Raw genomic sequence first — 15,170 nt, forward strand, 5'->3', positions numbered from 1 at the left:
CTTGCGCACGTATTAAATCGGAGCACAACAAAATCGGTACCCAACTTGGAGGGAGACAATGGCAATTCCGCAACCGGCTTCGGCGGCCTGGACCGACACGAAACGCTATGGGTGGCTGCTCGGCGCGCTGACGATCACGCTGCCGCTCCTCGCCGCGCTCCTCGCGCTGTGGACCGGCTGGCACATCTTCTGGTGGTTCGGGCCGCTGTTCGCGTTCGGCGTCATCCCGGTGCTCGACCTGCTGATCGGCGTCGACAGCGAGAATCCGCCCGAATCCGTCGTGTCGCAGCTCGAAAGCGATCGCTACTACCGCTACGTCGTCTATCTCGCGACCTTCATCGTCTACGTCGCCTTCGCGGGCGCGATATGGATCGTCGCGACGAAATCGCTCGCGTGGTACGACTATCTCGGCTTCGCGCTGTCGCTCGGCGCGGCGACGGGCATCTCGATCAACACCGCGCACGAGCTCGGCCACAAGACGAGCCCCTTCGAGCGCTGGCTCGCGAAGATCACGCTCGCGCCAGTTGCGTACGGCCACTTCTTCGTCGAGCACAATCGCGGCCATCACGTGCGCGTCGCGACGCCGAACGATCCGGCGAGCGCGCGCTACGGCGAATCGTTCTGGGTGTTCCTGCCGCGCACCGTGACCGGCAGCGTCGCATCCGCGTGGCGGCTCGAACGGGAGCGTCTCGCACGCGGCGGCCGCTCGGTCTGGACATGGCGCAACGAAGTGCTGCAGGCGTGGGCGATGACGGTCGCGCTGTGGGGCGCCGCGATCGCGTTCGGCGGCGCGAAGGTGATTCCGTTCCTGCTGATCCAGGCGGCCTACGGCGCGTCCCTGCTCGAGGTCGTGAACTACGTCGAGCACTACGGGCTCGGCCGCAAGCAGTTGCCGACCGGGCGCTACGAACGTTGCACGCCGCAGCATTCGTGGAACAGCAATCACGTCGTGACGAATCTGTTCCTCTATCAGTTGCAGCGCCACGCCGATCATCACGCGAATCCGACGCGCTCGTATCAGGCGCTGCGGCACTTCGACGATTCGCCGCAACTGCCCGCCGGCTACGCGGCGATGATCCTGCTCGCCTACGTGCCGCCGCTGTGGTTCAGCGTGATGAATCCGCGCGTGGTCGCGCATTACGGCGCGAACATGGCGCAATCGAACATCAAGCCGTCGATCCGGCAGAAGGTGCTCGCGGATCTCGCGATCGCGAACACATGACGATTCCGCGACGACTCGGGCCGCCGTCAAGCACGGCGGCCCGTCGAGCGGTGAGCGTCGTGCGGTGAGCGGTGAGCGATGAGCGGTGAGTGTCGTGCGACGTGCGGCGAGCGGCGAGCGGCGGCAGGACGGATCACATGCGCGGCCGCGTGCCCGTCGCCCGAATCGGATATCGCTTGATTTTCGTCAAGCGGACATCACGCTGCGGCGCTTTCGTTCGCGCGCCATCGCATCGCTCCTGCGCTTTTCCCCCTTCTTCGCATAGCCGGCTGCCGCTTCTTCGCCGGCATCCGGCAACACATCTCGCCCATCGCATCGCGCCGACTATGATCGGATCGCGTCGCGCCCGTTCCGACTGAATCGCGTCTTCCGAACTGCGCGACGCGCGGCTCATCCGCGCCGCATATTGCCGGCGTCGCGCGCGCTCGCCGAGCCGTGCCCAACCCGCGCGGCGGCATCGCGCCGGGCCGCGACCAATTGACACGCCGTCTTTCCCGCCACGCCCCGCGACCCAATATCGGCGCGCCTTCGCGACCGGCCGCGCGCGTGGCGTAACGCCGTCGCGCCGCCCTGTCGCGGCATCGAGCCTTTACAAGCGCGTGGCCGTCTCATACCATCCCCTTAAACATACATTATTTGTACATGTTTAATCGACGGCCCGTTGCGCCGCCGTCGCATTGAACGTTTTCTCCACATCCCACCCTCTTGAAAGGAGAGAGGTCATGCGCTCCACACGTCGTCTATGGACATGGCTCGGGCTCGTCTGCCTCACGTCATTCGCCGTCCTGCTATGGCTCGGCAGAGACATCTATCTCACCGCACCGCCGATTCCGAACGCGGTCGTCAGCGAAAATGGGCGCGTCATTTTCACTGGCGAGCAGATCAGGCGCGGTCAACAAGTATGGCTCGCGTCGGGCGGCCAGCAGCTCGGCACCGTCTGGGGCCACGGCAGCTACGTCGCGCCGGACTGGTCGGCGGACTGGCTGCACCGCGAGGCGCTCGAGCTGCGCGACGCATGGGCGCGCCAGCAATTCGGCGCGCCTTACGCGAAGCTGTCCGTCGAACAGCAAGGGCTGCTCGATGCACGCCTGAAGCATGAAATGCGCGCGAACCGCTACGACGCCGCGAGCGATCGCATCACGCTGTCGGACGCACGCGCGGCCGCGGTGCTGCGCGTTGCCGAGCACTACGAAGCATTGTTCGGCGCCGATCCGTCGCTCGACACGCTGCGCGAGCAATACGCGATGACATCGGGCTCGGTGCCGGGCGCAGCCGATCGCACCGCGCTCGCGTCGTTCTTCTTCTGGTCCGCGTGGTCGGCGACGACCGACCGCCCGGGCGAAACGAACGTCACGTATACGAACAACTGGCCGCACGAGCCGCTCGTCGGCAACACGCCGACGGCCGCGAACGGCATGTGGTCGATCGCGAGCGTGGTCATCCTGCTCGGCGCGATCGCCGGCATGATCTGGTATCACACCGCGCACGGCGAACACGACGCGCCGCTCGCCGTGCCGACGAACGATCCGCTCTTCAACGTGAAGGCGACGCCGTCGATGCGCGCGACGAAGAAGTATTTCTACGTCGTGATCGGCCTGCTGCTCACGCAGGTCTTCATGGGCGCGATCACCGCGCACTACGCGGTCGAAGGCCACAGCTTCTTCGGCATTCCGCTCGCGGACGTGATGCCGTGGATCGTGAGCCGCACGATCCATACGCAGTTCGGCGTGCTCTGGATCGCGACCGCGTGGCTCGCGACGGGCCTCTACATCTCGCCGTTGCTCTCGGGCCAGGAGCCGAAGCTGCAGAAGCTCGGCGTCGACGTGCTGTTCTGGGCGCTGATCTTCATCGTCGTCGGCTCGACCGTCACGGGCTGGCTCGGCACGCTCAAGCATCTCGGCACCAACTTCTCGTTCTGGATCGGCAATCAGGGGCTCGCGTACACGAGCATGGGCCGCGTCTGGCAGATCCTGCTCTTCGTCGGCCTGCTGTTCTGGCTGTTCCTGATGGGGCGCGCGCTGATGCCCGCGCTGCGGAACAAGGCGACCGAAGGCCGCGGCCTGATCGGCATGGTGTTCCTGTCCGCCGCGTGCATCGGGCTCTTCTATGCGTCGTCGCTCGCGTGGGGGCAAAACACGCACTACTCGATGATCGAGTACTGGAGATGGTGGCTCGTGCACCTGTGGGTCGAGGGCTTCTTCGAAGTGTTCGCGACCGCGGTGATCGCCCTCATCTTCGCGCGCCTCGGCCTCATCCGCTTCGAAAGCGCGAATCGCGCGATCGTGATGGAAACGATCGTGTTCCTGTTCGGCGGCATTCTCGGCACGCTCCACCATCTGTACTTCACCGGCACGACGACGTCGATCATCGCCGTGGGCGCCGTGTTCTCCGCATGCGAAGTGGTGCCGCTCGCGCTCATCGGCCTCGAAGGCTGGCAGACGTATCGCAAGTCGCAAGCCGCGCCGTGGGTCCAGTCGTACAAGTGGGCGATCCTCTGCTTCGTTGCCGTCGGCGTGTGGAACACCGTCGGCGCGGGGCTGCTCGGCTTCTCGATCAACCCGCCGATCTCGCTCTACTACGTGCAAGGCCTGAACATGACGCCCGCGCACGGCCACGCCGCGCTGTTCGGCGTGTACGGGATGCTCGGCATCGGCCTGATGCTGTTTTGCCTGCGCGGCATGTCCGCCCGCAACGCGTGGAGCGACGGCCTGCTCAAGCCCGCGTTCTGGCTGCTGAACGTCGGCCTCTTCATGATGGTGTTCATGTCGATCCTGCCGTCGGGCATCTATGAAGCGTACGCGAGCGTGACGAAGGGCCTCTGGTACGCGCGCTCGCCGGAGGTCGTGCATGCGCCGATCATGAACGCGCTCGTATGGCTGCGCGTGCCGGGCGACGTCGTGTTCGCGTTCGGCGTGCTGTATCTCGGCTGGTTCGCGCTTCGCCTGCTGCGCCGTCCCGCGCCGTCGCAGCCCGACGAGCGCACAGTCGGTCAGGCCGCGCAACGCACGTAAGCATCGCAACCTCGGGCCGGCCGCGCACGACGCGCGGCCGGCCCGCTCCCCTCCCCTCTCCGTTCGGGGACTACCATGTCCGATTCCTCAGCAACCCGAAACGAAACGCCGGACGAGCTCGCGCTGCGCGACGCGCTGCGGGCCGTCATCGATCCGGAGATCGGCGTCAACATCGTCGACCTCGGTCTCGTCTACCGGATCGAGCGTACCGGCGAGCGCATCGTCGTGACGATGACGATGACGTCGCCCGCCTGTCCGATGGCGGGCGTCGTGATCGACGACGTGCAGGCGACGCTCGGCGAGATCACGTCCGATGTGCTGGCCGTGGACGTCGATCTCGTCTGGGAGCCGCCATGGGCGCCCAAGATGATGAGCGACGCCGCCCGCGAGCAGATGGGCTGGCCGATCGCCTAGCGCGCCCGACGACTTCGACGCGATCCCGACGCGATGCCGACCGCCATGCTGCCGACCGCTTCGCCCGCCCGCCCGATCGTTCGCGCCGCTGCGGGCGCCGTCATCGTCGCGCTGCTCGCGTGCGGCGTCGCGACGGGCCTCGCGCGGCTCGGCGCGCCCGCCCCCGCGCACGCCGTGTCGAAGCTCGCGTGGCACGGCGTGCTGATGATCCCCGTGTTTTTCGGCGCGGTCATCGGCATCGAGCGCGCGGTCGCGCTCGGCACGCGCTGGGCGTATCTCGCGCCGGCGGCGGCCGTCGCGGCCGGCGTCGCATTGCTCGCGGGCGCGCCGCCTGCGTTCGCCGCCATGCTGCTGGTCGGCGCGGCGAGCGTCGCGCTCGCCGTCGGCGCCGCGGTGCTGCGACGGCAAGCCGCGCTGTTCCTGTGGGTGCTCGCCGCGAGCGTCGCATGCTGGTGGGCGGGCAACGTCGTCTGGCTGCTGACGGGCGATCCGTTTTCGGCCGTCGCCTGGTGGCTCGCGTTCCTGATCCTGACGATCGCCGCCGAGCGGCTCGAACTCACGCGCGTGCGCCCGCTGCCGCGCGGCGCGAGCGCGTGCTTCTGCGGCATCGCCGCGCTGCTGCCCGCGGCCGCCGCGCTCGCGCCCTGGCAGCCGCTGCCCGCACTGCGGCTGTTCGGCGCGGGCGAGCTGCTGCTCGCCCTGTGGCTGATCCGCTACGACATCGCGCGCCGCACGGTGCGCCAGCGCGGCCTCACGCGCTTCATCGCCGTCTGCCTGCTATCGGGCTACGGCTGGCTCGCCGTGAGCGGCGCGCTCGGCCTGGACGGCGCGCTCGCCCCCGGCCATCCGGCGCACGACGCCGCGCTGCACGCGCTCACGCTCGGCTTCGTGTTCTCGATGATCCTCGGGCACATGCCGATCATCGTGCCGGCCGTCGCGCGGCTGCGCGTCGCGTACCGGCCGTTCTTCTATGCGCCGCTCGCACTGCTGCACGCGACCGTCGCACTGCGCGTCGCGGGCGGGCTCCTCGATGCGTTCGCATTGCGGCGCGCGGGCGGCGAAGCCGCCGCCGTCGCGATCGCAAGCTTCGCTGCGACACTCGCGATCGGCGTCGCGCTCGCGCGCCGCTCGCGCGCGAAGACGCGCCGCGACGGCGCCGAGCGCTCCATCTAGCCCGCCGCGCGCGCGGCGTCAACGGCCCGACGCCGCGGCCTTGCGCGCGAACAAGGCCGCGACCGTGCAATCTTGTCGCAGCGCATGCGCGCGTTTCTTCTTTATGATGCATGTAGAAAGCAACATATCGAAAAGGGGAACGTCATGCTGCTCGCCCGCTCGACCGAGCGCAACGCGCGCTCGCAGCCCGACGGCCGCCGCGCCTCGCTGTGGTCGACCGGCTTCCGGCCCTTCTACCTAGGCGGCGCATGCTTCGGCGCGATCGCGATGCTCGCGTGGCTAGGCGCGCTCGCGGGCCACGACTGGGCGGGCCACGCGCCGCCGACGAGCGGCCTCTTCTGGCATGCGCATGAAATGATCTTCGGCTTCGGCGGCGCGATCGTGTCCGGCTTCCTGCTGACGTCGGTGCGCACGTGGACGTCGACGAATCCCGCGCAAGGCCCGTCGCTCGTCGCGCTGTGGCTGCTGTGGCTCGCCGGCCGCGTGCTGATGTGGACGGGGCCCGGCTGGCTCGCGGCCGCCGTCGACGTCGCGTTTCTGCCGGCGATCGCGTATGCGCTCATCCGTGCGTTGATCGGCGCGAAAAATCGGCATGGCATCTTCCTGCCCGTCGCGCTCGGCATGCTCGCCGCGCTCAACGCGCTCTTTCACCTGTGGATTCGGCTCGGACACGCCGACTGGGCGCTGCGCTGCGCCGATCTCGCCGCGGGGCTGCTCGTGCTCTTCATCGTCATCATCGGCGGACGCATCATCCCGTCGATCACGACGGCCGCGCTGCCGGAACTGCCCGTCAGGCAGTGGCGGATCGTCGAATCGTCCGTGATGTCGGTCACGCTCGCCGCGCTCGTCGCCGATGCGGCCGGCGCGCCGGCGCCGGCGATCGCCGCGCTCGCGTGGACGGCCGCCGCGCTGCATGCGGCGCGGCTCGCCGGCTGGCGCTTCTGGGCGACCGGGCGACGGCCGATGCTGTCGATCCTGCATGTCGCCTATGCGTCGATCGCCGCCGGCTTCGCGCTGACGGCTTTGAGCGCGCATGGGCTCGTCGCGCATTCGCTCGCGCTGCATACGTTCACGACGGGCGCGATCGGCTGCGCGATCGTCGGGATGATCACGCGCACCGCGCTCGAGCATACCGGACGCGAGCTTGCCGCAAGCGCCGTCGAACGCATCTGCTACGGGCTCCTGATCGTCGCGACGCTCGCGCGCGTCCTCGGCCCCTGGCTCGTTCCCGCCGCGACGGCGCAGTGGCTCGTCGTCGCGGGAATCGGCTGGAGCGCCGCGCTGCTCGTCTATCTCGCCCGCTATGCCGTGTTCTTGATGTCGCCGGCCATGGCCGCGCCCGGATCGGACACGAGCTCCGGCAGCTAAGCCAAGCGTTGCCGCGCGGCGACGCGCGTCGTACGCGGTTGCTTCCGGCGAAGGCTCTCGCCGGCAGTCGTCATGCGAAGCACGCACGTTCGATCGAATAAGGACCGACGGGTTGGTCGTCGCGCCGCCGTCGCGCATGCAGCGATCCGACGTCGGCAATGATGCAGTGACGCGTTCGCCCCGCGCGCGCGAAACGCACACCATGCCCGAACATGGCGCGCCGTCGCGGACGAATCGTCACGCACGCCGGCAATGACGCGCGCGAAACACCCGCGATTCGCAGTTCGCGCTCCGCACGCATCCGGATGCGGAGCCATCGCACATCGCGCGCGCCCGATCTTCACGGCATGCTTGCGCCGCGCGCCCGCTCGTGTCCGTCGTTCACCTCAGCGCGACGCATCCCGCCACGCGCTCGCCCGTCGCGCCGGCAATCCGCGCGGCCCGACCGCCCATGTCGCACCCCTAATTCACCCCGGCTTAATCGCCGTCAAGCACACACCAAACTTCGCGGAATCGCCGTTGACCCATACAACATCTGGTATTTAGCATTCATCCCGTCACCAGATTTTGTGCCACCAACGAGAGAGGCCCACGTTGTCCGAGACCATGCTCCCCCACGCCGCGTCGAATCCGGCGTCGCGCGACAAGCCGCTGATCGACGTCGAATCGTCGATCAACGAATACCTGCAGCGGCAGGACTGGCGCGTCAACGCAAACGCGAACCAGGGCTATTCGCTCGGCGGCCTGATCCTGAACGTGTCCGGCAAGGTGATCGCGAATTACTGGCTGAGCCACGTGTATCCGGGCGAGATCGGCGAAGCGCACCGCAACGCGGACCTGCACATCCACGATCTCGACATGCTGTCCGGCTATTGCGCGGGCTGGTCGCTGCGCACGCTGCTCGCCGAAGGCCTGAACGGCGTGCCCGGCAAGGTCGAATCGGGCCCGCCGAAGCACATGTCGAGCGCGGTCGGCCAGATCGTGAATTTTCTCGGCACCTTGCAAAACGAATGGGCGGGCGCGCAGGCGTTCAGCTCGTTCGACACGTACATGGCGCCGTTCGTGCGCCGCGACGCGCTCACCTACGCCGAAGTCCGGCAGTACGTCCAGGAACTGATCTACAACCTGAACGTGCCGTCGCGCTGGGGCACGCAGACGCCGTTCACGAACCTGACGTTCGACTGGATCTGCCCGGAGGACCTGCGCGAGCAGGTGCCCGTGATCGCCGGCGAGGAGACGCCGTTCGCTTACGGCGATCTACAGGCCGAAATGGACATGATCAACCGTGCGTACATCGAAGTGATGCAGGCAGGCGATGCGGCGGGCCGCGTGTTCACGTTCCCGATTCCGACCTACAACATCACGGCCGATTTCGACTGGCACAGCCCGAACGCCGAGCGCCTGTTCGAGATGACCGCGCGCTACGGCCTGCCGTACTTCCAGAACTTCATCAATTCGGAGTTGAAGCCGAACATGATCCGCTCGATGTGCTGCCGTCTTCAGCTCGACCTGCGCGAGCTGATGAAGCGCGGCAACGGGCTCTTCGGCTCGGCCGAGCAGACGGGCTCGATCGGCGTCGTCACCGTGAATTGCGCGCGGCTCGGCCATCTGCACGCGGGCGACGAGCGCGCGCTGCTCGCGCGGCTCGACGAGCTGCTCGACTACGGCAAGGACAGCCTCGAGATCAAGCGCGAGGTGATCCAGCGTCACATGGACAACGGCCTCTTCCCGTATACGAAGCGCTATCTCGGCACGCTGCGCAATCATTTCTCGACGCTCGGCGTCAACGGCATCAACGAGATGATCCGCAATTTCACCCACGATGCGCATGACCTGACGACCGACTGGGGCCACGCGTTCGCGCTGCGCCTGCTCGATCACGTGCGCGCGCGCATCGTCGAGTACCAGGAGGAAACCGGCCACATGTACAACCTCGAGGCGACGCCCGCCGAAGGCACGACGTATCGCTTCGCGAAGGAAGACCGCCGCCGCTATCCGGACATTCTGCAGGCGGGCACGCCGCAGATGCCGTACTACACGAACTCGTCGCAACTGCCGGTCGGCTTCACCGACGATCCGTTCGAGGCGCTCGAGCGGCAGGACGATCTGCAGCGCAAATACACGGGCGGCACGGTGCTGCATTTGTACATGACCGAGCCGCTTTCGTCGGCCGACGCGTGCCGCACGCTCGTCAAGCGCGCGCTCACCCGTTTCTCGCTGCCGTATCTGACCGTCACGCCGACGTTCTCGATCTGCCCGACGCACGGCTATCTCGCCGGCAGCCACCCGTTTTGCCCGAAGTGCGACGAAGCGCTGCTGCGTCGCAAGTTGTCTCAATCCCAACCGATGGAAGCCTGAACATCATGACGACGCTGAAAACCAACGACCAAGCCGCCCTCGCCGCGATCGCGCTGTCCGACGACGAGCGCCAGCCGTGCGAGATCTGGACTCGCGTGATGGGCTACCACCGCCCTATGTCGTCGTTCAACGTCGGCAAGAAAGGCGAATTCCACGAGCGTAAGTACTTCCGCGAACGCGAGTCGAGCGACGTCGCGTTGCGCGCCGCGGCGTAAACGCCCGGCCCGCGCGATGAACCTCGCCCTCGCCCGGCGTCATCCGCTCAAGGTGGGCGGGCTCGTCCCGTTCACCGCGACCGATTATCCCGGCCGGTTCGCCGCGGTCGTGTTCGTGCAGGGCTGCCCATGGCGATGCGGATATTGTCACAACCCGCATCTGCAGGCGCGCTCGCAACCCGCCGCGATCGAATGGGACGCGCTGCTCGCGTTCCTCGCGCGCCGCGTCGGCCTGATCGACGCCGTGGTGTTCAGCGGCGGCGAGCCGTCGATCGATCCGGCGCTCGCCGCGTCGATCGACGACGTGAGGCGGCTCGGCTTCAAGGTCGGCATGCACAGCGCGGGAACGCATCCGCGGCGGCTCGCGCACCTGCTGCCGTCGCTCGACTGGATCGGGCTCGACGTGAAGGCACCGTTCGACGACTACGCGCACACGACGCACGTGCGTACGAGCGGTGGCCACGCGCGGCGGAGCCTCGAAGCGGTGCTCGCAAGCGGCGTCGCGTACGAATGCCGGACGACCGCGCATCCCGACCTGCTGCCGGAGCCCGCGCTGCTGCGGCTCGCCCATGAACTCGCCGATCTCGGCGTCGAGAATTACGTGCTGCAAGTGTTTCGCGCGCAGGGATGCGGCGACAGCACGCTGAATGCCACGCCGGTCATCGGCTATCCGAGCGATGCATTGCTCGGCAGGCTCGATCGCCTGTTCGCGAATTTCGCGGTTCGACGCGGTTGAATCGGCGCGCATGCGATCTGCGTCCATGCGATCGCGTGCGCGCGAGCGGTGAAATCAAAGGTGCGCCCCGAGCGCAAGATGCACTCTGCAACGACGACTCCGAGGGCGCTTTCGCCGCATGCGACGCATGCGTCGATCCCACCGCTCGATTGCCGAGCGAGCCAGACGCCGACAAGCCGCCCGCGATGCTCCCGAACGAAATCACACCTTGTCTTGCAGTGCGGCATCCGCGCGCTCGTCGACGCGCGCGGCGCCGTCATGCGCGTGCTCGCGCCCGCATCGCGCGAGCCGCAACGCTTCGCCGCGCGCGAGCGCAAAAATGCGCTTCGCGTCGGCCGGGTCGAAGTCCTCGTGAAAGCGCTTCCTGACGCCGTGCTCGCCGAGTTGCACATGCGCGTCCGGCGCGATCCCGTGCCGCCCGAGGCTTTTTTTCGCGCACACGAGCGGGCAACCGTCGATCGCGATAATCGGCCGGCCCGAATGCGCGAGCTTCAACAGCGACGGCACGTCGCCGCCGACGCCCGCGATGCACGACATCTCCGCGTCGCCGCTACGGTCGAGCCGCACCGCGACGTGATTCGCGAGTTGCGCGACGTTCGAACATCCCGAGCACGAATAGACGATCGGCAGCGTCTTCGTTTCGTTCTTCATTCCGCTCTCCTGAACGAGCGCTCCCCGGATTGCGCGCCTATCAGTCCGGCATTCCGCCGCGCTCGATCGGCCGCGAACGGAACAGCCGCGCCGGCAGCCACTGATCGAACGAGAACGCCGACAGATCGATCGCGTCGAGCGAATTCTTCACGAGCAACCCGAGCTCGGTGTCGCCTTCCATCGTCAGGCGCCGGCTGAAGAACAGCGTGTCCGGATCTTCGCGGCGTTGCGACAGCAGATAGAAATCGTATGCGGTCGCGCCGATCGTCAAGTCGACGTCGCGTCGGCCGGACAGCGCGGAAAACGCGCCGCGCCGGCAGACGAAATCGAACGCGACGCCCGCGTCCTTCACTTCGATGCGCAGCGGGCGATCCTCCAGCAGCGCGAGCGTCTCCGCGGGCAAATGCTTGCGCAGCACGAGATTGATCCCGCCCGCGAACAGCAGCGCCCCCGGATACGCGGGCAGTTTCGACAGCAGCTTGCCGACCATGGGCGGCAATTGATAGATCGCGGCATTCATCACGGAATCCTCACAAACCAATCGGAAGCGGCGCGGCACGGGCCGCGCCGACGCTTCAGCGCACGACGCGCTCGAGGCCCGGCTTGCCGTGCCAATAGCCGTTGCACGACGCTTCCGGCATCCGCTCGTGCAGCGCCGCGAGCGCGTCGCGCGCATTCGTGCGGCCGCTCAGCACGCCGTGGAACGCATCGATCACGTCGCCCATGTGCTGCGATTGCGGGCTGAGCCTCACGACGTCGACGTTCAGCGCACGCAGCGCGTCGATCTCGTCGATCAGGTTGTAGACGCGCGCGGATTGCGTCGAGATGCCGTTGAGCACGAGAAACGGCTCGCCTTCGCGCGTGTGCAGCGGCAAGCCGTCCGGATGCTCCATGCATACGTACTGGCAGTTGTCCTTCGGAAAATTGCGGTTCCGCGCGGTGAAGCAGCGCGCGGAAAACGCGAGCGGAATGCGCCCGTACGCGAACACTTCGGTTTCCAGATGCTCGGCACGCTCGGCCTGCATGCTCGCGAGGCCCGCCTCGCTCATCTCGGGCGGCATCACCCAGCGCCGCGCGCCGAGTTCCGCGAGCATCGCGAGCGTCGGCGGGTTGTAGACGTTGAGCCACGGCCCGGCGACGAACGCGCGCCGCGCGCTGCAGCGCACGGCGCCCATGTCGTTCGCCTCGACCAGATAGCGGCCGTTCTCGACGATCTCGCGCATCGTCTTCAGATCGCGGCCCGATTCGAGCAGCACCTGCGTCGACAGCACGACCTCCTTGCCCGCCTCGGCCAGCATGTCGGCAATCTCGAGCCAGTCCGCTGCGCGCAGTTCGTGGCGGCGCGAGCAAACGGTTTCGCCGAGATAGACGATGTCGACGGGCGTCTCCGACATCGCCTGATAGAACTGCATCGTCGCGACGCGCGGCCAGTAGTACTGCACCGGCCCCAAAGCAATTTTCATGATCCTCGCTCCCGCATTCAGGCGTGCGCCGTCGTGCGTGTCATTTCCACGGCCGGTGATAAGCGCCGAGCGTATGCTGCTGCCCTTCCGCGACCTTGTTCAATTCCGTCATCCATGCGGGCTTCACGTAGTAGCGCGCAAGGTTCGCCGCGCACTGATCGATCGCGTCGCGCCACACGCGCGTCACCTGCGCGACGTATGCGGGGCTGCGCTGGCGTCCCTCGATCTTGATCGCGCGTATGCCGATCTGCATTAGCTTCGGCAGCAGCTCCAGCGTATTCAGGCTCGTCGGCTCCTCGATCGCGTAGTAGCTTTCGTCCGCGACGGTGAAGCGGCCCTTGCAGAGCGTCGGATAACCGGCGTTCTCGCCGTCTTCGTAGCGATCGATCAGCACGCCGTTGAGCCGCGATTCGAGGCCGTCCGGCGTTTTCTGCCAGCGCACCGCCTTCGCCGGCGAGCACACGCCGCGCGTGTTCGGCGATTCGCCCGTCGCGTACGACGACAGCGCGCAGCGCCCCTCGACCATCACGCACAGGCTGCCGAAACCGAACACTTCGATTTCGACCGGCGTGTTCTCGGCCACCTGCTCGACCTGCGTGAGCGACAGCACGCGCGGCAGCACCGCGCGCGCGATGCCGAAATGCTCGTGATAGAAATTGATCGCCTCGTAGTTCGTCGCGGAGCCCTGCACCGACAGGTGCAGCCGCAGCGCCGGATAGCGTTCGTGCGCGAAGCGCATGAGCCCCGGATCGGCAACGATGATCGCGTCGACGCCCGCGTCGGCCGCGCGGCCCACCGCTTCGCGCCAGGCCGTCCAGCCGTCCGGCTGCGGATACGTGTTGAGCGCGACGAGCACCTTGCAACCGCGCTCGTGCGCGTAGCGAATGCCGGTGTCGATCGCCTGCGCGTCGAAGTTCAGGCCGGCGAAGTTGCGCGCGTTCGTCGCGTCGCGAAAACCGAGATACACGCAGTTCGCGCCGTTGTCGACCGCGGCCTTCAGCGCGGGCAGGCTGCCCGCCGGACACACGAGTTCGATCGGCACGGCGCCTGTCGCGATGTGACTGCTTTGCGTCATGGCATGACGGCTCCATCAAGGAAACGAAAAACCGCTCGCGGCATGCCGTCGAGCGGCGAGAACGGGCGTCGCCCGAAGCGAAGCACCTTCAGCCGAGCGCGGGCAGCGGCACGCAAGCCGGCTCGGGCGAGACGACCGCGGCGGCCGCGCGCTTCACGCCCGTCAACAGATAGTCGATCAGCTCGCGCACCGAACGGATCTCGTGGCCGAACGGCAAAATCTCCGAGCCGCGGAAGAACAGGCCGCGCTTGATGTCGCCCGCGAGCGCGAACGCGAGCCGCGTATCGATGCAGAACTGGCCGTGCTTCGCGATGCCGTCGCGCAGCCCGCATTGCTGCAGGCAATCGAAGCCGACGAGGCATTTGCGCGGCTTCGCCGCGCGCTGCAGCTTCTTTTCCCGCTCCAGATAGTTCGCGAGCCACGGCGTGCGCACCGCGCGCGCCGGCAGGCCCGCGACGCTCATGAACGTGACGATGTCGTCGGGCCCCGCTTCCACGAGCACTTTCTTGAAGTTCGGATGCGCATCGCCCTCTTCCGTCACCGCGAACGGCGTGCCGAGCTGCACCGCGCTCGCGCCGAGCGCGAACAATTGCCGCACTTGCTCGTGGCTGTGAATGCCGCCCGCCGCGATGAGCGGAATGCGCTCGCGCTCGATGCCGAGCTCCTTGAACAGCTCGAACGTACCTTCGAGCACTGCGGGAAACGCGAAATTCGGATTGTTCAGGCTGTCGGTCGTCGGCGCGCCGAGATGGCCCGCCGCGTAGCGCGGGTTCTCGATGACGACGGCGTCGGGCAGGCGATTCTTGCGCATCCACTTCTTCAGCACGAGCCCGATGCCGCGCGCGTCCGACAGGATCGGAATCAGCGCGACATCCGGAAAATCGGCGGCGAGCTCAGGCAAATCGAGCGGCAGGCCCGCGCCGACGACGACCGCATCCGCGCCGCTCTCGCACGACTGGCGCACGTAGGACGCGTATTCGGACAACGCGCGCATCACGTTGACGGCGACGAGCCCGCAGCCGTTCGCGAGCGACTTCGCCGCGCGAATCTCGCGATCGAGCGCCTCGAGATTCGCCGCATCGATGAGCGCGCGATCGCGCGAGCGGCCGGTGCGCGCCATCAGGTCCGGATGATGCCGACGCAGGTCGACGCTCGAGATCGTGCCGCACGCGCCGAGCGACGCGACGGTGCCGGCAAGCCGGTGCGCGGACACGCCGACGCCCATCCCGCCTTGCACAATCGGCAGCAGCGACCTGCCCTTGATTACGAGATTCTTGAATACGGTTTTGGCGACGGACACGGCAAATTCCTGAAAGGGGCGGCTTACGCCCGGTGCGTAAGTGTGCGGCCGAACCCGTTTCCGTCGCCTTAATCCGCGTCAAGGTCTCTGCCCGGATCGACGACCAATCCGGGGTTATGATCAGAATACCGAAACATGGCTGCGGCGCGGCGCCGCGCCGTGCCATTGCGGCGGCGCCGAGCGC

Annotated in this window: 13 protein-coding genes; 8 read left to right on the top strand and 5 right to left on the bottom strand. The window is 67.4% G+C overall.

Annotated elements, in window-relative coordinates; all coding sequences use genetic code 11:
- Nucleotides 1-58 precede the first annotated feature (58 nt).
- The 8 genes from X946_RS18895 (at nt 59) to X946_RS18930 (ending at nt 10,497) form a co-directional block, all read left to right on the top strand.
- Nucleotides 59-1,222 carry an alkane 1-monooxygenase gene (locus X946_RS18895; RefSeq protein ID WP_038750689.1) on the top strand — a complete coding sequence of 388 codons (1,164 nt, stop codon included), beginning with the start codon at nt 59-61 and terminating at the stop codon, nt 1,220-1,222.
- A gap of 722 nt (nt 1,223-1,944) precedes the next feature.
- The gene (locus X946_RS18900) at nt 1,945-4,233 is read left to right on the top strand and encodes a nitric-oxide reductase large subunit (protein WP_038750692.1); all 2,289 of its coding nucleotides are present in this window, start codon (nt 1,945-1,947) and stop codon (nt 4,231-4,233) included.
- A 75-nt stretch (nt 4,234-4,308) separates the two neighbouring features.
- Nucleotides 4,309-4,647: a metal-sulfur cluster assembly factor gene (locus X946_RS18905; protein ID WP_038750694.1), complete on the top strand. Its 339-nt coding sequence runs from the start codon at nt 4,309-4,311 to the stop codon at nt 4,645-4,647.
- Between the two features lie 33 nt (nt 4,648-4,680).
- A complete protein-coding gene (locus X946_RS18910; protein WP_038750696.1) occupies nt 4,681-5,820 on the top strand; it encodes a hypothetical protein in 1,140 nt (379 codons plus the stop codon).
- 144 nt (nt 5,821-5,964) lie between these two features.
- Entirely contained in the window at nt 5,965-7,188 is a 1,224-nt protein-coding gene (locus X946_RS18915) for an NnrS family protein (protein ID WP_038750698.1), read from the top strand.
- A gap of 606 nt (nt 7,189-7,794) precedes the next feature.
- Nucleotides 7,795-9,546 (top strand): ribonucleoside triphosphate reductase, encoded by a 1,752-nt coding sequence (locus X946_RS18920; RefSeq protein WP_038750769.1) that lies wholly within the window; start codon nt 7,795-7,797, stop codon nt 9,544-9,546.
- Nucleotides 9,547-9,548: 2 nt separating this feature from the next.
- Nucleotides 9,549-9,761, top strand: coding sequence for an anaerobic ribonucleoside-triphosphate reductase (gene nrdD / locus X946_RS36580; RefSeq protein WP_081989811.1), 213 nt, complete (start codon nt 9,549-9,551; stop codon nt 9,759-9,761).
- 16 nt (nt 9,762-9,777) lie between these two features.
- Nucleotides 9,778-10,497, top strand: coding sequence for an anaerobic ribonucleoside-triphosphate reductase activating protein (locus X946_RS18930; RefSeq protein ID WP_038750704.1), 720 nt, complete (start codon nt 9,778-9,780; stop codon nt 10,495-10,497).
- A gap of 201 nt (nt 10,498-10,698) precedes the next feature.
- Here the strand turns inward: X946_RS18930 and X946_RS18935 are convergent, their stop codons facing one another.
- The 5 genes from X946_RS18935 to X946_RS18955 all read right to left on the bottom strand — a co-directional run bounded on the left by X946_RS18935 (nt 10,699) and on the right by X946_RS18955 (nt 14,986).
- Nucleotides 10,699-11,148: a putative zinc-binding protein gene (locus X946_RS18935; protein ID WP_038750707.1), complete on the bottom strand. Its 450-nt coding sequence runs from the start codon at nt 11,146-11,148 to the stop codon at nt 10,699-10,701.
- Between the two features lie 40 nt (nt 11,149-11,188).
- Nucleotides 11,189-11,668 carry a ubiquinone anaerobic biosynthesis accessory factor UbiT gene (gene ubiT / locus X946_RS18940; RefSeq protein WP_038750709.1) on the bottom strand — a complete coding sequence of 160 codons (480 nt, stop codon included), beginning with the start codon at nt 11,666-11,668 and terminating at the stop codon, nt 11,189-11,191.
- A gap of 55 nt (nt 11,669-11,723) precedes the next feature.
- A complete protein-coding gene (locus X946_RS18945) occupies nt 11,724-12,611 on the bottom strand; it encodes a U32 family peptidase (protein WP_038750712.1) in 888 nt (295 codons plus the stop codon).
- Nucleotides 12,612-12,651: 40 nt separating this feature from the next.
- Nucleotides 12,652-13,686: a ubiquinone anaerobic biosynthesis protein UbiU gene (gene ubiU / locus X946_RS18950; protein WP_038750715.1), complete on the bottom strand. Its 1,035-nt coding sequence runs from the start codon at nt 13,684-13,686 to the stop codon at nt 12,652-12,654.
- Between the two features lie 88 nt (nt 13,687-13,774).
- The gene (locus tag X946_RS18955; protein ID WP_038750718.1) at nt 13,775-14,986 is read right to left on the bottom strand and encodes an NAD(P)H-dependent flavin oxidoreductase; all 1,212 of its coding nucleotides are present in this window, start codon (nt 14,984-14,986) and stop codon (nt 13,775-13,777) included.
- Nucleotides 14,987-15,170 lie beyond the last annotated feature (184 nt).

The organism is Burkholderia sp. ABCPW 111 (assembly GCF_000773065.1).
GTDB lineage: Bacteria > Pseudomonadota > Gammaproteobacteria > Burkholderiales > Burkholderiaceae > Burkholderia > Burkholderia savannae.